The sequence below is a fragment of the Streptomyces sp. NPDC059201 genome, from assembly GCF_042754585.1.
In the GTDB taxonomy this organism is placed as follows: domain Bacteria; phylum Actinomycetota; class Actinomycetes; order Streptomycetales; family Streptomycetaceae; genus Streptomyces.
The window spans coordinates 126,328-142,434 of record NZ_JBHZBB010000011.1 but is presented as its reverse complement, the minus strand read 5'-3'; the positions used below and the strand labels follow the sequence as shown (position 1 = coordinate 142,434).

The 16,107-nt window shown below is 75.7% G+C and carries 15 protein-coding genes; 5 read left to right on the top strand and 10 right to left on the bottom strand.

Annotated elements, in window-relative coordinates:
- Positions 1 to 39 precede the first annotated feature (39 nt).
- Positions 40 to 1,254, bottom strand: coding sequence for a sulfite oxidase (locus ACFXMG_RS30310; RefSeq protein ID WP_383828257.1), 1,215 nt, complete (start codon positions 1,252 to 1,254; stop codon positions 40 to 42).
- A 423-nt stretch (positions 1,255 to 1,677) separates the two neighbouring features.
- Between ACFXMG_RS30310 and ACFXMG_RS30305 the strand changes: the two genes are divergently transcribed.
- The gene (locus tag ACFXMG_RS30305) at positions 1,678 to 2,514 is read left to right on the top strand and encodes a methyltransferase domain-containing protein (protein ID WP_383828255.1); all 837 of its coding nucleotides are present in this window, start codon (positions 1,678 to 1,680) and stop codon (positions 2,512 to 2,514) included.
- 13 nt (positions 2,515 to 2,527) lie between these two features.
- Here ACFXMG_RS30305 and ACFXMG_RS30300 read toward each other — a convergent pair whose 3' ends face one another.
- Complete coding sequence (locus tag ACFXMG_RS30300) at positions 2,528 to 4,489, bottom strand: DUF5107 domain-containing protein (protein ID WP_383828253.1); 1,962 nt, start codon at positions 4,487 to 4,489, stop codon at positions 2,528 to 2,530.
- Between the two features lie 157 nt (positions 4,490 to 4,646).
- On the opposite strand from ACFXMG_RS30300, the gene ACFXMG_RS30295 reads away from it, so the two are divergent.
- Positions 4,647 to 4,982, top strand: a complete 336-nt coding sequence (locus ACFXMG_RS30295) for a DUF6204 family protein (protein WP_383828251.1) — start codon at positions 4,647 to 4,649, stop codon at positions 4,980 to 4,982.
- On the opposite strand, the gene ACFXMG_RS30290 is transcribed toward ACFXMG_RS30295, so the two are convergent.
- From ACFXMG_RS30290 to ACFXMG_RS30280, 3 genes are read right to left on the bottom strand one after another with little or no spacing between them, the layout of a single operon-like run.
- Positions 4,963 to 5,508: a GNAT family N-acetyltransferase gene (locus tag ACFXMG_RS30290; protein ID WP_383828249.1), complete on the bottom strand. Its 546-nt coding sequence runs from the start codon at positions 5,506 to 5,508 to the stop codon at positions 4,963 to 4,965. The genes ACFXMG_RS30295 and ACFXMG_RS30290 overlap by 20 nt on opposite strands.
- A gap of 28 nt (positions 5,509 to 5,536) precedes the next feature.
- Entirely contained in the window at positions 5,537 to 5,899 is a 363-nt protein-coding gene (locus ACFXMG_RS30285; RefSeq protein WP_383828247.1) for a hypothetical protein, read from the bottom strand.
- On the bottom strand, positions 5,896 to 6,147 hold the full coding sequence (locus ACFXMG_RS30280) for a lipopolysaccharide assembly protein LapA domain-containing protein (protein ID WP_383828245.1): 252 nt from the start codon (positions 6,145 to 6,147) through the stop codon (positions 5,896 to 5,898). The genes ACFXMG_RS30285 and ACFXMG_RS30280 overlap by 4 nt, the downstream gene beginning before the upstream one ends.
- Positions 6,148 to 6,314: 167 nt before the next feature.
- Between ACFXMG_RS30280 and ACFXMG_RS30275 the strand changes: the two genes are divergently transcribed.
- The 3 genes from ACFXMG_RS30275 to ACFXMG_RS30265 all read left to right on the top strand — a co-directional run bounded on the left by ACFXMG_RS30275 (position 6,315) and on the right by ACFXMG_RS30265 (position 9,014).
- Complete coding sequence (locus ACFXMG_RS30275; RefSeq protein WP_383828243.1) at positions 6,315 to 7,076, top strand: GntR family transcriptional regulator; 762 nt, start codon at positions 6,315 to 6,317, stop codon at positions 7,074 to 7,076.
- Positions 7,077 to 7,216: 140 nt separating this feature from the next.
- Positions 7,217 to 8,305 (top strand): adenosine deaminase, encoded by a 1,089-nt coding sequence (locus tag ACFXMG_RS30270; protein WP_383828241.1) that lies wholly within the window; start codon positions 7,217 to 7,219, stop codon positions 8,303 to 8,305.
- A 55-nt stretch (positions 8,306 to 8,360) separates the two neighbouring features.
- Complete coding sequence (locus ACFXMG_RS30265; protein ID WP_383828239.1) at positions 8,361 to 9,014, top strand: GntR family transcriptional regulator; 654 nt, start codon at positions 8,361 to 8,363, stop codon at positions 9,012 to 9,014.
- Positions 9,015 to 9,048: 34 nt separating this feature from the next.
- Here the strand turns inward: ACFXMG_RS30265 and ACFXMG_RS30260 are convergent, their stop codons facing one another.
- From ACFXMG_RS30260 to ACFXMG_RS30240, 5 genes are all read right to left on the bottom strand, one after another.
- Positions 9,049 to 9,987, bottom strand: coding sequence for an LD-carboxypeptidase (locus ACFXMG_RS30260; RefSeq protein ID WP_383828237.1), 939 nt, complete (start codon positions 9,985 to 9,987; stop codon positions 9,049 to 9,051).
- A complete protein-coding gene (locus tag ACFXMG_RS30255; protein ID WP_383828235.1) occupies positions 9,984 to 11,981 on the bottom strand; it encodes a S9 family peptidase in 1,998 nt (665 codons plus the stop codon). The genes ACFXMG_RS30260 and ACFXMG_RS30255 overlap by 4 nt, the downstream gene beginning before the upstream one ends.
- A 29-nt stretch (positions 11,982 to 12,010) precedes the next feature.
- Positions 12,011 to 13,366 (bottom strand): M20/M25/M40 family metallo-hydrolase, encoded by a 1,356-nt coding sequence (locus ACFXMG_RS30250; RefSeq protein ID WP_383828234.1) that lies wholly within the window; start codon positions 13,364 to 13,366, stop codon positions 12,011 to 12,013.
- Positions 13,359 to 14,192: a M55 family metallopeptidase gene (locus ACFXMG_RS30245; RefSeq protein WP_383828232.1), complete on the bottom strand. Its 834-nt coding sequence runs from the start codon at positions 14,190 to 14,192 to the stop codon at positions 13,359 to 13,361. The genes ACFXMG_RS30250 and ACFXMG_RS30245 overlap by 8 nt, the downstream gene beginning before the upstream one ends.
- Before the next feature lie 99 nt (positions 14,193 to 14,291).
- Entirely contained in the window at positions 14,292 to 16,004 is a 1,713-nt protein-coding gene (locus ACFXMG_RS30240; RefSeq protein WP_383828230.1) for a hypothetical protein, read from the bottom strand.
- Positions 16,005 to 16,107: the final 103 nt, after the last annotated feature.

Genomic DNA, 16,107 nt, shown 5'->3' with positions numbered 1-16,107 from the left:
CGTTGCCCTTTATAAGTACAAACGCTCCGCCCCGCCCCCTCAGACGACGGTGATCGGGTGACGGACGACGGCGTCGAAGAGGTAGCCCTGGGGGTTGTGCGCGGACCGGTCGGGCTGGGTGTTCCCGGCGGCGTCGGTGGTGCGGGTCAGGAGGGTTTCGGGCCCGGTGCGGGCGGGCCGCCAGGGCAGCGACCAGCGGACCCAGGCGCCGCGCCGGGGGCCGTCGTGGAGCCGGGCGGGGCGCCAGGTCGCGCCGCCGTCGGTGGAGACGTCGACGGAGCGGACGGGGGCGTGCGCGGACCAGGCGCGGCCGGTGAGCCGGTGGACGCGGCCGGCCTCCAGGGTGGCGCCGAAGGGCAGCTGGAGGCCGGACTTGAGGGTCTGCCGGGTGATCGGGGCGCTGCCGCCGGGCGGGTGCGCCTCGCCGAGGAGCCGGTACCAGTCGGTGGACCAGGGGCTGGTGAGCGGCCGGGTGGAGACCTCGATCTCGCCGAGCCACTTGACCGAGGCGATGCCGACCCAGTTCGGCACGACGAGCCGGACGGGGTGCCCGTGGTCGTACGGGAGGGGCTCGCCGTTCATCTCGTACGCGAGGATCACGTCGTCCAGCGCCTTGGCGACCGGCAGCGGGCGGCGGACCCGGCCGTGGTCGGTGCCGCCGGAGACGTACGGGTCGTCCAGGCCGGACGGCAGCAGGTCGACGGCGTCGTGGGCGAGTCCGGCGCGGCGCAGCACCTCGGCGAGGCGGACGCCGCGCCAGCGGGCGGCTCCGACGGCGCCGAGGGTCCAGGCGGTGCCGGAGACGGCCTGGCCCTGCTGGGTGGTGTAGAGGCTGCGGCCGTTGCCGGCGCATTCGACGAGGGCCGTCCGGGTGACGGAGGGCAGGTCGCGGAGCTGTCCGTAGGTGAAGTGGACGGGGCCGCGGCCGTGGAGTCCGTCGCCGCGCAGGGTGAGCCGCCAGCCGCTCGCGTCGAGGACGGGGGTGGAGGTGTGGTTGCGGACGAAGAAGCGGTCGGCGGGGGTGAGGAAGCCGGTGTCGGCGAAGGCGTCGAAGCGGGCCTCGGCGTTGGTGCCGCGCACGGTGAAGCGGTCGGCGGGCAGCGGCTTGACGATGCCGGGGGCGGCGAGGGGCGCGGCCTCCGCCCGTGGGGCGGCGGCGGCGTGGGCGGCGGGGACGCCGAGCGCGGCGGCGGCCGGGGTGGCGGCGAGGCCCTTCAGGAGGGTTCGGCGGGCGGGCGCGGACGGATGCGGCACGGGACTCCTCGGCACGGTCACGGGTCGGTCCGCCGGACGGCGGCGGGCCGATCGTAGGGGTGCGCGGTGCGTCAGGTCCGGATGCGGGGGCGCCTGTTCACGAGGCTGTCACAGGAGGCGGTCACAGGAGGCTGTCACAGGAGGCGGCCCGGTTCCCCCCACGGTCCGGGCCGCCCCCCGCGGAACGCGCCCCCCGTTGCGCGCCCCTGGGCGGAAACATATAGAAGTCCTTTCTAGAAACCAACTTCAATCCACAACGATTCCGCGACAGCCCGCAGACGCCCTCTCCGAACTCCGTTCTGGCGAGCCCCTGTTCGCTTCCCCGGGCGCATCCGTTCCGTCCATATTGCGAGACGCCAGTCTCACCATGCGGCAGATGGGCCTACGGTGGAGGCACGTACCCACACCGAGGGAGTCGGTTCCATGTCGCACGCCTCCGAGCAGCCCAAGGCCCACGAGTCCGCCGTCTACACCCACGGCCACCACGAGTCGGTCCTCCGCTCGCACAGCTGGCGCACCGCCGCCAACTCGGCGGCCTACCTGCTGGACGAGCTGCGCCCGGGCCTCGACGTGCTGGACGTCGGCTGCGGACCCGGCACCATCACCGCCGACCTGGCCGCGCTGGTCGCCCCCGGCCGGGTCACCGCCGTCGACGCCGCCGAGGACGTCCTGGAGAAGGCCCGCGCCACCGCCGCCAAACGGGGCCTGGACGGCGTGGAGTTCAAGGTGGCGGACGTGCACGCGCTGGACTTCCCCGACGACTCCTTCGACGTCGTCCACGCCCACCAGGTGCTCCAGCACGTGGGCGACCCGGTGCGGGCGCTGCGCGAGATGCGGCGCGTCTGCCGGCCGGGCGGGATCGTCGCGGCCCGCGACAGCGACTACGGCGCCTTCGCCTGGTACCCCGTACGGCCCGCGCTGGACGGCTGGCTGGACCTCTACCACCGGGTGGCGCGGGCCAACGGCGGCGAACCGGACGCCGGGCGGCGGCTGTTCGCCTGGGCCCGGCAGGCCGGCTTCACCGACGTCACCACCACGGCCGCCGCCTGGTGCTTCTCCACCCCCGGGGAGCGGGCCTGGTGGAGCGGCCTGTGGGCGGACCGCACGACGGACTCCTCCTACGCGGAGCTGGCCGTCGCGGGCGGCCACGCCACCCGCGAGGACCTGGAGGAGATCGGCGCGGCCTGGCGCGAGTGGGGCACCCGGGAGGACGCCTGGTTCATGGTCCCGCACGGCGAGATCCTGTGCCGCGTGCCGTGACCCCGGCCGCGTCTCAGGGCCGCATGCGGAACTCGTAGGCGGCCGGGAGGGGTTCGGCGGTGAGCCGGGACCAGAGCTCGCCGAGGATCTCGGCGCCCTCGCTCAGGTCCGGGACCTCGAAGCCCGCGTCGAAGACGGCGCGGGCCTCGGCCGGGCGCTCCTCGGCGAGGAGGAGCCGGGCCTCCAGGAGGCGGAAGGCGCCCCGGGCGCGCACCTCATCGGGCAGCGCCTGCCAGAGGGCGCGGGCCCGGTCGGTCCGCCCGGCCGCGAGCTGGGCGTCGACGGCCTCGCGGGTCAGCGCGGCCGCCGTCGTCACGGCGGCCGGCCCGTCGAGCGTCCCGTCCAGCTCCGCGCACGCCTCGGCGAAGCGGTGGGCGGCCCGCTCCGGGTGCCCGTCCTCGCGGTCGGCGACGGCGAGGCAGTACAGCAGGGGCCACCGCACCGCCGCCCCGGCCAGGCCCCGCTCCCAACTGCGTACCGCCTGGGCCCGGTCGCCGGCGTGCCACTGGGCGATGCCGAGGTGGTACTCGGTCGACGGATCGGCGGGGGCGGTCTCCAGCATGTCCCGCCAGGCCGGGGAGGTCTGCGGCGGGAACGGCGCGTCGCCCTTGGCGGGCGGCGGCAGGACGCCGGTGCGGAGCAGGTCCCGCCAGGGTTCCTGCCCTTCCCCGAGGGTCGCCTCGGCGAAGGGGGTGCCGGGCAGGTCGTGGCCGGCCCGCAGGACCTCCAGGGCGCCCCAGCCGGAGCCCGCCGCCAGGACCGCGTCCGGCTCGGGGTCGGTGTCGGCGGCCCGCTCGCGCCAGGCCGCGTGCGCGGCGTCGACGGCGGTACGGGGCAGGGCCAGGTCGAGGGCCCGCTCGGCCTCGGCGCCTGCGGCCGCCCAGTCGGCGCCGAGCGCGGTGTCCGGGTCGGCGGCCAGCGGCCCGTACGCCTCCAGCCAGCTCAGCTCCGACTCCGGGGCGAGTTCGAGGTGTTCGAGCTGGGTGCGGGCGAGTCCGGCCTGGATCTCGGCATAGCCGTCGGTGCCGGGCTCGGTGAGCCATTCCTGCCAGCGGCGGCCGCCGGGTCCTGTGCCCCAGACGAAGAGCTTGCGGCCGCGCAGCGGGTCGGTGGAGGTCTGGACGAGGCCGGTGCCGTCCTCGTCGAGGGCGGCGATCCAGCGGCGGCGGCCGTCGGGGACGTCGTAGAACCAGTCGGCGGCATGGGTGCTGCGTCCGGGCCGGGAGCGGTCCGTGCCGTCCTCCCCCGCCGGTACGGGGACCTTGCGCAGGCCGCGCTCGTAACCGTGGTGCCAGGCGGTGTCGGCGGGGGCAAGGACGCGACGGCGCTCGGGGACGGCGGTGTTGGACCACCAGTAGGCGGGCGCGGGCCGCTCATGCGGGTTGCGGATCCGGACGCCGACGAGGAGGAAGTCGGAGTCCTCGGGCAGCCACAGGTCGACCTGGAAGGGCAGGTCGCGCAGCCGCTCCCACTCCCAGAGGCGGAGCATGGGGGTGCCGTCGGGCGCGGGGACGGTCGCGGCGTGCAGCGGGGCGCAGGAGAGGGTGGTGTGGCCGGTGGCGCCGGTGTTCCACTCGATGCCGCCGGAGAACCAGGCGCCGTTGAGGGCGAAGGCGGCGGGCTGGAACACCGGGTTGCGGTAGACGAGTTCACGGCCGGTGGGCTTGTGGTGGAGCGAGTGGATCCGGCCGCCGAGGCCGGGCAGGACGGTGACCCGCAGGCGGTCGTTCTCCAGGACGAGGGCGTCGAGGGCGGTCTCCCGGCGGTCCCGGCCGTAGCCGTCGCGGACCGGGGCGGGCAGCAGGCTGCGCAGCGGCGCCCGGCCGATGCCGCGCGCCATGTCGCGCGGCAGCGCGGCGAGCTCCTCGGGGCCCAGCGCGTGCGCGGGTCCGGGGGTGCGGAGGGCGGGCAGGGGGTTGTCCGGGCCGAGCGGGGCCGCGGGGAGGGTGAGCACGGCACGTCGTACGGTCGTCATCCGCCCATGGAACACGCCGGGGCCCGCCCTGAACAGACCGCGTGACCAGGGCTTTCCGCCGCGGTTAATGGGCGTGCGCCGGGCCCGGTCCCCGGCCTAGGGTGGAGGGTCGTCCGCCGCCGGGGCGGGCACCGGGAGCACCACGGGAGTACGAGAGATGGGCACGCCACACACCTACCGGGTCATCGTGCGGGGCACCTTCGACGGGCTGTCGGCCGAGAGCCGGGAGCGGCTGCTCGCCGAGGTGGAGGAGCACGGCATGGCGGCGATGCGGTTCACCGAGGAGGGCTCGCTGGCGTACGACCGGACGCTGAAGCACTTCTCGTACCGGCTGGTCGTGGAGTCGGACGCGGAGGACGGCGACGAGATGGCCGGCGCGCTCGCCGAGGAGCGGGTGGAGACGGCGCTGGGCGCGCTGGGGCACGGCTACAAGGGGCTGAAGTCCACGGTGACCGACCTCGACACGATGAAGATCAACCGCAAGGGTCGGTGATCGCCCAGCGCTCGTGGTCCCGCCAGGCCCCGTCGATGAACAGCATCGCGGGCGAGAAGCCCTCCAGGCGGAAGCCGGCCCGGCGGACCAGGGCGCGCGAAGGGCCGTTGCCGGGCTGGATGTTGGCCTCCAGCCGGTGCAGCCCCATCTCCCCGAAGGCGTGCGCGAGGAGCAGGCCGAGCGCCTCCCCCATCAGGCCGCGCCCGGCGGCGTGCGCGAAGGCGCCGTAGCCGAGGGCGCCGCTGCGGAAGGCGCCGTGGACGATGTTGTTGACCGTGAGGAACCCGGCGATGCGGCCGTCCGCCTCCCGCTCGCAGACGAGGAACCCGGCCCGCGCCGGCTCCTCGGTCAGCGCCCCCGCGTACGCGGCGTAGTGCGCGGCCGTCCGCGGCGGGAACAGCCACGGCCGATGCAGCCCGACGCTCTCCTCGGCCCGCGCGACGAACTCCTCACCGTCCTCCGGCGTGAACGGCCGCAGCCCCACACGGGGCCCGGCCACGAGGAAACGGTCGAGATCGTCGCGCATGCGGCCAGGCTAGCCCTGGCGGCCGGCGTCAGCGGCGGGCCGTGGTGACGCGGACCGGGCAGGGTTCGCCCTTGCGGAGGACGCCGATCACGACGGTGGTGCGGTGGTCGAGGCCCGTGCCGGCGGAGGGGTACTGGGTGCAGACGCGCCAGCGCGGGGGCCACAGGACGCGGCGGTCGCGGCCGCTCGCGTCGTGGACGTCGAGCCGGGTGCGGTGGTCCAGGCGGGTGAAGACCCGCCACAGGCCGCCGCCCAGGAAGTCCGGCATCGGCGGCCACGGGCCGGAGGCCGCCCGGCGGGCCCGCCGGGTGTCCGCGTCGCCGGCCGCCCCGGCGGCCACCGCGGCGAGGGCCAGCGCCGCGCCCGCCCCGATCAGCGTGCCGCGCTTCACCTGGTCCCCCTGGGGCCCCTCCGGGCCGCGTACCAGCCGCAGGCCGCGCCCAGCAGGGCGGTGGCGAGGAGCGCGAGGTAGAGCGGCATCGTCACCTCCGGGATCAGCAGCCGGATCCTGACCTCGCGGGTGTTCTCGAAGATGAAGACGAGCAGGAGCACCGCGACGACCGCCATCACGATCCGTCCGGGGGTGATGGCGCCGAACCGGTCGCCCTTCCGCGTGCCCGCCGTGTCCTTGGGACTCATGCCCGCCCTCTCCTCCGTCGTCCGTCTCGGGCGTACCCGTGGGACCAGAATGGGGGGACGGGCACGTCGGCGGGACGGTGGACAGCGCCGTCCGGGTGACTTGTCAGACAACAGCGGCCGCTACGGTGGTGGCCGGACGACGGGACGAGACGGTACGAGGAGGGGCCTTGGCGGTCAGCGGGCACCGGCGGCGACCCGTGGTGGCGCTCTACGAGCGGATCGCGGACGCCGTCCACGACGGCACCTACCCGCCCGGATCCACCCTCCCCTCCGAGCCGAAGCTCGCCGCCGAACTGGGCGTGAGCCGGCCCGCCCTGCGCGAGGCGCTGCTGCTGCTCCAGGAGGACGGGCTGCTGACGGTACGCCGGGGGGTCGGCCGGACGGTGAACGCGCGGCCCCCGCGCCGCGGCTTCGAGCAGGTCCAGCCGCTGGAGGAGCTGATCGGCGGCGGCACCGGCCCGCGCGTCCGGGCCCTGCTGCGCACCCTGGAGGAGCCCACCGACTTCACCACCCAGCACCTGCTGGCCCCGGCCCGCGCCGAACTGCGCTTCTGGGAGTCGGTCCTGGGCGGCGAGTCCGGGCCCGCCGCGCTCAGCCACGAGTGGGCCGCCGCGGACGAGGTCCTGGACCGCGCCCACCCCGCCTTCGCCGCCGCGCTGCGGGAGTGCGAGGAAGCCACCGAGGCGGACCGCGCGGTCTCGATGCTCTCGGTCCTGCTCGGCGCCTCCCGCGAGACCGCCCTGCACGCCCACAGCGGGATCACCGCCACCCTCCTCGGGAAGCGCCGCGGCGAGCAGCTGGGCCGCCCCGCCGACACCCCCGCGGTCCTGATCACCCAGGTGGTCCGCGTCGGGGACACCCCCGTTCTCGCCGCCAAGCACATGCTGCCGACGGGCGCGCCCGCGCTGCCGGTCCTCCAGTCCCGCTGAGCCCGCGCCCGGAGCGCCCCGCGCCCCGGGCCCGCGACCGGCGCCCCGTCCCGGGACCCCGGCCCTCGGAGCCGTACCGCAAATCCCTCCCCCGGCGGCCGTGCGTGCGCCGGGCGCGTCATGACGTACACTTCCCGGCCATGCACTTGTCTGACAACCCTGCCACGCCTGCCCGGGCCGCCGTCGCCGACTGGATCCGCCGCGCCCCGAAGGCCGTCCTCCACGACCACCTCGACGGCGGGCTGCGCCCGGCCACCATCGTCGAGCTGGCCCGGGAGTGCGGCTACACCGCGCTGCCGACCGAGGACCCGGCCGAGCTCGCGGTCTGGTTCCGGGACGCCGCCGACTCCGGCTCGCTGGAACGCTACCTGGAGACCTTCGCCCACACCTGCGCCGTCATGCAGACCCGCGAGGCGCTGGTCCGGATCGCGGCCGAGTGCGCCGAGGACCTGGCGGCGGACGGGGTCGTCTACGCCGAGGTGCGGTACGCCCCCGAGCAGCACCTGGAGGCCGGGCTGAGCCTCGACGAGGTCGTCGAGGCCGTCAACGACGGCTTCCGCGAGGGCGAGCGCCGCACCGGCGGCCGGATCACCGTCCGCGCCCTGCTCACCGGCATGCGGCACACCGACCGCTCCCTGGAGATCGCCCGGCTCACCGTCGCCCACCGCGACAACGGCGTGGCCGGCTTCGACATCGCCGGCGGCGAGATCGGCAACCCGCCCGCCCGCCACCTCCCCGCCTTCCAGCACCTGAAGCGCGAGAACTGCCACTACACCATCCACGCGGGCGAGGCCGTCGGCGCCGAGTCGATCCACGAGGCGGTGCAGGTCTGCGGCACCGAGCGGATCGGCCACGGCGTGCGCATCACGGACGACATCGCCGAGGACGGCACGCTCGGCCGGCTCGCCTCCTACGTCCGCGACAACCGCATCGCCCTGGAGGTCTGCCCCACCTCCAACCTCCAGACCGGCGCGGCCAAGGACTACGCCTCGCACCCGATCGACGAGCTGCGGCGGCTCGGCTTCCGCATCACCCTCAACACCGACAACCGCCTGGTCTCCGGCACCACCATGAGCGAGGAGTTCCAGCACATGGCGGACGCCTTCGGGTACGGCCCCGAGGTCTTCGAGGAGTTCACGGTCGCCGCCCTGGAGGCCGCCTTCCTGCCGCTGCCCGAGCGCCTGCGGCTGATCGGCGAGGTCGTGCGCCCCGGGTACGCCGCGCTCTGACGACCCGGCGGGGGAGGGCGGCGGCCGGCGCCCTCCCCGGTGGAAGAATGGCGCCATGACAGCTGCTGAGGAGTTCAAGCCCGAGTCGGAGCGGATCACGCGCACCCTGCGCGACCAGATCATCGACGGGACCCGGGCCCCCGGCAGCCGGCTGGTGGAGCGGGAGATCGCGGCCGAGCTGGACGTGAGCCGCCTGCCGGTCCGCGACGCGCTGCGGGACCTGGTCAACGAGGGGCTCGTGACGCCCCGGCCGCGCACCTGGGCGGTGGTCAGGGAGTTCACCACCTCGGACATCACCGACCTCATCGAGGTCCGGTCCGCCCTGGAGATCCTGGCCTTCCGCCTCGCGGCCCAGCGCCGCACCCGCGCGGGCCTCGCCAAGCTGCGCGCCGACCTCGACGCCGAGCAGGCGGCGGCGGCGCGCGGCGACGGGGCGGAGGCCCGCCGGGCGGCGGCCGACTTCCACGAGACGGTCACCGAACTGGCCGACAACGCCCTGCTGACCGAGCTGGAGGGCACGCTGCGGAGCCGGATGCGCTGGCTGCTCGGCCAGCACGACGACTTCACGGTCGTGGCCGAGGAGCACGAGGAGCTGTTCCGGCGGATCGAGGCGCGGGACGTGGAGGGCGTCGAGGAGCTGGCCCTTCACCACCTGGAGACCAGCCAGAGCAAGGCGACCGAGCACCGGCGGAGGCTGGCGGCGGAGTAGCGGCCGCCGTCCTCCGGCAGGGGCGCGCCCGCCGTCAGAGCAGGGCGGGGAGGTCGAGGGTGAGGGTTCCGGCGTCGGCGTCGAGGACGGCCGGTATGCCGAGGGGCACGGTGAGGGCGGTGGGGCTGTGGCCGAAGCCCAGCTCCTCGACGACCGGGACGCCGAGCCCGCCGAGCCGGTCGGCGAGGACCGCCCGCACCTCCTCGTACGGCCCGCACTCCTCCCAGGAGCCGAGGGCGATCCCGGCGACGCCGTCGAGCCAGCCGGAGCGCAGCAGTTGGGTGAGGATCCGGTCCAGCCGGTACGGCTCCTCCCCCACGTCCTCCAGGCAGAGCAGCCCGCCGCGGGCGGAGGGGCGGGCGTGCGGGGTGCCGAGGTCGGCGGCGAGGAGGCTGACGCAGCCGCCGAGGGTGACGCCGGAGGCGCGGCCCGGCACGAGGGGGCGGGCGGTGCGGGCGCCGAGGACGCGGACGGTCTCGGGCTCGAAGAGGGTGGCCCGCAGCGACTCCTGGGTGGCGGGGTCGCCCGCGAAGGGCGCGACGGCGGTCATGGTGCCGTGGAGGGTGGCGAAGCCCGCGCGGACGGCGAGGGCCTCGTGGAGGACGGTGACGTCGCTGTAGCCGACGAATGCCTTCGGGCCCGCGGCGCGGATCGCGGGCCAGTCGAGGAGGTCGACCATGCGCTGGGCGCCGTAGCCGCCGCGCGCGCAGATCACCCCGGCGACGGTGGGGTCGCACCACGCCTCGGTGAGGTCGCGGGCGCGGTCCCGGTCGGCGCCGGCGAGGTGGCCGAGCTCGGGGTGGGTGTCGAGGACGTGCGGGGCGACGACCGGTTCCAGGCCCCAGCCGCGCAGCACGTCGAGTCCGGCGCCGAGCCCGGACTCGGGGACGGGGCCGCTGGGGGCGACGACGGCGACCCGGTCGCCGGGGCGCAGCCGGGCGGGGCGGGTGAGCACCCCGGCGGCGGGCGTCACGAGCGCAGCTCCAGGTCCGGGACGTCGGGCCGGTCGAAGCCGAAGACCCGGGCGTAGAGGGCGAGTTCGGCCTCCAGGGCGCGGATCATGGTGTCGGCGCGCCGGAAGCCGTGGCCTTCGCCGGGGAAGGCGAGGTAGGCGTGCGGGACGCCCCGGCCGGCGACGCGGGCGAGGAGCCGTTCGGCCTGGGCGGGCGGGCAGATGACGTCGTCGAGGCCCTGGAGGAGGAGGAAGGGCGCGGTGATCCGGTCGACGTGCTCGATCGGGGAGCGCTCGGCGTACAGCTCGGGCGCCTCGTCGAGGGGGCCGACGAGTCCTTCGACGTAGCGGGACTCGAAGTCGTGGGTCTCGTCGACGAAGCCCGTGAGGTCGAGGACGGGGTAGATGATCGTGCCGCAGGCGTAGACGTCGGTGCGGACGAGGGAGGCGGCGCTGGTCCAGCCGCCGGCGCTGCCGCCGCTGATGGCGAGGCGGGCCGGGTCGGCGGTGCCCTCGGCGGCGAGGGCGGCGGCGACGGCGGCGCAGTCCTCGACGTCGACGACGCCCCACTGGCCGCGGAGGCGTTCGCGGTAGGCGCGGCCGTAGCCGGTGGAGCCGCCGTAGTTGACCTCGGCGACGCCGATGCCGCGCGAGGTGAAGTAGGCGATCTCCAGGTCGAGGACGAGCGCGGAGTGGCCGGTGGGGCCGCCGTGGACGCGGATGACGTAGGGCGGGAGTTCGCCCGCGGGCCCGGTGACGGCGGGGTTGCGGGGCGGGTAGACGTGGGCGTGGATGTCGCGTCCGCCGGGTCCGGTGAAGGTGCGGACGACGGGGTCGGGGTGGAAGGCGGGGTCGACGGCGTCGGTGTGCGGGGAGCCGACGACCCGGGTGCGTCCGGTGCGGGTGTCGAGTTCGACGATCTCGTGGCGGCGGTGGGGTCCCGCGGCGACGCCGAGGACACGGGTGCCGTGGACGGCGAGGGTGGAGCCCCAGACGGTCCAGGGGCCGGGGGCGTCGACGAGGGTGCCGGTGTCGGGGTCGAGGATGCCGAGGACGGCGTCGCCGAGGCCGTGGAGGACGGCGATCGGGCCGGTCTCCAGGGCCCGGAACCAGGTGAGTCCGGTCTGCCAGAGGGGTCCGGCGAACTCCTCCTCGCGGGGGCAGAGGGCCTGGAGCTCCCCGAGGGTGCCGTCGTCGGCGACGTCGGCCCGGTAGAGGTTCCACCAGCCGGTGCGGTCACTGGCGAGGAGGAGCCGGCCGGCCGCGTCCCAGTCGGCCTGCGGCACCGACTCCTCCGGTCCGCCGGCGACGGTCCTGGCGTCCTTGAGGGTGCCGTCGGCGCCGATCGCGGCGAGGACGGCCTCGGTGCCGTCCCAGGGCATCCGGGGGTGGTCCCAGCCGAGCCAGACGGCCCGCCGCCCGTCGGGCGAGATCCGGGGTCCGGTGACGAACCGGTGGCGTCCGTCGGAGAGTTCGCGCACGGCGGCCCGGTCCTCGGCGGCGGAGCCGTCGAGGGGGACGGCGGCGAGGACCCGGCGGACGTCGGTGGGCGCGGGGCCGGTGAACTCCTCCAGGACGCACCAGACCTCGCCGCGCTCGGGCAGGAGCACGGGGTCGGCCCAGCGCAGTCCGCCGCCCACGGCGGAGACGGGCGTGAGGGGGCGGGGCTCGGCGCCGGGCCCGGCGTCGGGCTCGTAGGCGTAGAGCCGCTGGTCGGGGAAGTGGCAGAAGACCAGCAGGGGGCCGTCGCCGGGCCGTTCGACGGCGGCCCAGGGGCGCCCGCCGTACTCCATGACCCGGCTCCGTACGTTCCACGGCGGCGGCAGGAGGGTCTCCTCGGTGCCGTCGGCGCGCCGCCGGACGAGGGTCCGGCGGCCGCCTTCGGTGGGCCGGGGCGCGGTCCACCACACCTCGTCGCCGACCGTGCCCAGCGCGTCGGGCCGTCCGTCGCCGGCCGCCGCGAGCGCGGCTCCGACGGGTGACTGCCAGCTGCCGTAGGCGGCCGTGTTCTGCATCCTCGATCCCCCCTGGGTCCGGGTCGGTCCTACGCGGTCTTCAGATAGTGGTCGAGCACTCGTACGCCGAAGTGCAGGGCGTCGACGGGGACGCGTTCGTCGACGCCGTGGAAGAGGGCGCCGTAGTCCAGGCCCGGGGGCAGCCGCAGCGGCGAGAAGCCGTAGCCGGTGATGCCGAGCCGGGAGAACTGCTTGGCGTCGGTGCCGCCGGACATGGTGAAGGGCAGGGCGTGCCCGTCCGGGTCGAAGCGCTCGACGGCGGCCCTCAGCTTGGCGAAGGTCGGGGAGTCGACGGGCGCTTCGAGCGGCACCTCGCGGTGGTGGAACTCCCACTCCACGTCGGGGCCGGTGAGCCGGTCCATGGTGGCGGCGAACTCGTCCTCGGTGCCGGGCAGCATCCGTCCGTCGACGTAGGCGACGGCCTGGCCGGGGATGACGTTGCACTTGTACCCGGCCTGGAGCATCGTCGGGTTGGCGCTGTTGCGGACGGTGGCCTCGACGAGGGCGGCGGCCGGTCCGAGCTTGTCGAGGAGGAGCGGCACGTCGAGGTCGGGGGCGCCGGTGTCGATCTCGATGCCGTGCAGTACGGCCAGTTCGGTGAGGGCGGCGCGGACGGTGGCGGTGAGCCGGACGGGCCAGGTGTGGGCGCCGACGCGGGCGACGGCGGCGGCGAGGCGGGTGACGGCGTTGGCCTCGTTGACCTTGGAGCCGTGCCCGGCCCGCCCGTGGGCGGTGAGCTTGAGCCAGGCGGTACCCCGCTCGCCCGCGCCGATGGGGTAGAGCGTCATGCCGGGGTGCGGGTGGAAGCTGAAGGCGCCGGACTCGCTGATGCCCTCGGTGCAGCCCTCGAAGAGGGCGGCGTGCCGGTCGGCGAGGAAGCCGGACCCGTCGTCGGCGCTGTCCTCCTCGTCGGCGGTGTAGGCGAGGACGAGGTCGCGGCGGGGCCTGATGCCCTGCCGGGCCCAGGAGCGGGCGACGGCGAGGACCATCGCGTCCATGTTCTTCATGTCGACGGCGCCGCGCCCCCAGACGACGTCGTCGCGGACCTCGCCGGAGAAGGGGTGGACGGTCCACTCGGCCGGGTCGGCGGGGACGACGTCGAGATGGCCGTGGACCAGGAGCGCCGGAGCGGTGGGGTCGGTGCCGGGGATGCGGGCGACCACGTTGGTCCGGCCGGGGGCGCGCTCCAGGAGGACCGGTTCGAGCCCGGCGCCGGCGAGCCGCTCGGCGACGTACTCGGCGGCGGGGCGCTCGCGGCAGTCGCCGCCGCCGCGGTTGGTGGTGTCGATGCGGATGAGGTCGGAGGTGAAGGCGACGACCTCGTCGAGCGCCTGCGCGTCCGGCCCTGCGGGGGGCGTGTCTGCGGGGGGTGTGTTGCTAGCCATACTGCTCCTCCACGGCGGCCGAGACGATCGTCGTGACCGCCTTGAACGTGCGGATCGCCTCGTACATCGTCGCGCTGGTGTACGCGACGCGCCGCTCGCCGCTCCGCGCCACGCCGGGAACCACCGTGGCGGCGGCGGCCAGGTGCTCGGCGTCGAACTCGACCTGGACGGTGTGCGGCCCGGCGTGGACCGGCTCGTGCCGGACGGCGAGCGCCGCGGCCTCGCGGGCGGCGGCCCGGATGTCGGCGGCGGTGCGGGCGGGGGTCCGGCACACGGCCGCGTACCGCGAGACGTGGTCCTTGACGGCGACCTTGAGGGCCTCGGGGGCGTAGTCGAGGGCGTCCTCGCAGGTCAGGTCGTCTCCGGTGACGAGGACGACGGGGACGCCGTACTCGGCGACCACCTGCGCGTTGAGCACGCCCTCGCTCGCCCGGAGGCCGTTCAGCCAGACCCCCGTGATCGAGTTGGCGAGGTAGGTGTGGGCGAGGACGCCCTCCGCGCCGGCGCCGGTGTGGTAGCCGACGAAGGCGATCCCGTCGACGTCCCCGTGCTGGACGCCCTCGACCATGGAGAGCGACTTGTGCCGCCCGGTGAGCATCTGGACGCGGTCGTCCAACTGCTCCAGGAGCAGGTTCCGCATCGTCCAGTGCGCCTCGTTCACCAGCACCTCGTCGGCGCCGCCGTCGAGGAAGCCGAGCGCCGCCGCGTTCACGTCCGAGGTGAACATCGGGCGGCAGCGCTCCCACTGCGGCGTGCCGGGGAGCACGTCGGCGGGCCAGGTGACGCCGGTGGCGCCCTCCATGTCGGCGCTGATGAGGATCTTCATGTCTGGCACCGTACGCGCCGCCCGGCAGCCGTACCACCCCTGTGGATAACTGTCGTTGGAGTGGACCAGTGGCACCGCGCGGAGGACACCACGGGTGGCCTACGGCCGTTCCGCGAAGGTCCGCGGATCCGTCTCGGACATGCGGCGCAGCACCTCGGCGGCGCGTTCCGGGGGCGGCCTCCCGTCGTCGGGCAGATGCCACTGGTAGAACGGGCGCCGCTCGCCCGGGCCGTCCGGGGGCGGTCCCGTGAAGGTGACGAGGGTGGTGTCGGGATCGCGGAAGAAGGTGCTGATCCAGCCCTGCCGGAGTCCCCAGCGGGTGAGCAGGTCCGGCCGGTCGCGGAGTCCGGCGGTGATCAGGCGGGCGGTGTGCCGCGCCGGCCAGGTCCAGCCGTGGTCGTGCTCCGCGCGGGCGATCTCGGTGTCGTAGGCGTCGGCGTCGAAGCGGTACGCGGGGAGGGCCCGGAGGCGTCCGGGCCGTCGCCAGTCGCTCCATACGACGTACGGGCCCTCACGGCGGACGGTGACGTACAGGCCGCCGCAGCAGCTCTCGGCGCAGGAGGTCACGCCGAGCCGGACTCCGTGGGGTTCGGGGCCGGCCCGCAGGGAGCCGGTGTCGAGGAGCTGTTCGGGCGTGTCGCCCCGCCCTTGTGGAAAAGCCTCGGGCAGGATCGGGCGCCCGTCGACCAGGAGCCGGGTCTCGACGGGGTCCGGCGAGGCCGGGTCGGGGACGGCGACCTCGATCCGCAGCCGGGGGGTGGCGGAGGGCGCGTCGGGGCGCGCCGCGCGGAGGTGCCGGGCGGTGCGCCGGATCCAGTCGGCGCGGCGCCCCGTCCCCTCGGGCTCGCGCACAGCGTCCAGGAGCCGGCCGAGGACGCTCTCGCGCCGGCCGGGCGGCCAGTCGAGCAGGTGGGAGGCGCCGCTGTGGAGTTCCTGGGCGAGGGTGAGCAGCCGGGCCTGGTGGGCGGGGTCCGGTGGCAGCAGCTGGGCCCGCCGGGCCACCGCCTCGTGGAGGGCGAGGGCGTCGGCGTACTGGAGGATCTCGATGCCGTGGTCGCCCTGGGTGACCGCGCCGGCCAGGAGCCGTACGGCCTGGGCAAGAAGCGCCGTGTCCTCGGGCGCCCGGTCGACGAGGTGCGCGAGGGAGGTCGCCTCGGCGATCCGTCGGGCGTACTCCGGATCCATGCGCCGGTCGTCGGCCGCGAGCCCGAGCAGCCGTGCGCGTACGGCCGCGTGGTCCCGCGCGGCGACGGCCTCGACCATCCGGCGCGCCCCGTCGCCCACGGGGAAATGGGTCAGCCACAGCAGGGCCGCGGCGGGCCGGTCCAGGCCGTCCAGGGCCCAGATCGCGTACGGGAAGACGTCGGCGAGCCGCCCGAGGGCGCGCAGGTACGGAACGTCCTCGGGCTCGCCCAGCCGGGTGAGGAGCCCGAGCCCCGCGGCCACGCCGGGGACGGTCGTCCCCTCGCGGACGAGCCGCCGGGCCAGAGCGCGGGCGGTGGCCGGGTCGCCGGGGGCGAGGGCCGCGGCGCACTGGTAGACGTGACGGTCGCGGACGCCGGTGGCGACGAGCGCGCGTTCGGTCCCGGCCTCGGCGTGGTCGGTGTGGGGCTCGGTCAGCCGGGCGAGGAGGAGTCGGCTGACGGTCTCGCGGGCCTCCCGGTAGGGCGGGCGGGGCCGCCGCTCGCCGTGGGGTGGCCGCGCCGTGGCCGGGAGGGGGTGACCGCCCCTGGGTGGGTCGGCGGCGCCGAGGGTCACGGCGTACGCGTACAGGGAGGGCGCGGGCGCGGGCCGCGCCTGCGGGGCGCTCAACGGGCGGGGCGGGGCTCGATTCCGTGGATCATGGAGGCATGATGCCCGTGGGGTCTTCCGGGCGCCATGTGTTTCTCGGACGATCCGACTCCGGAATCGGGCC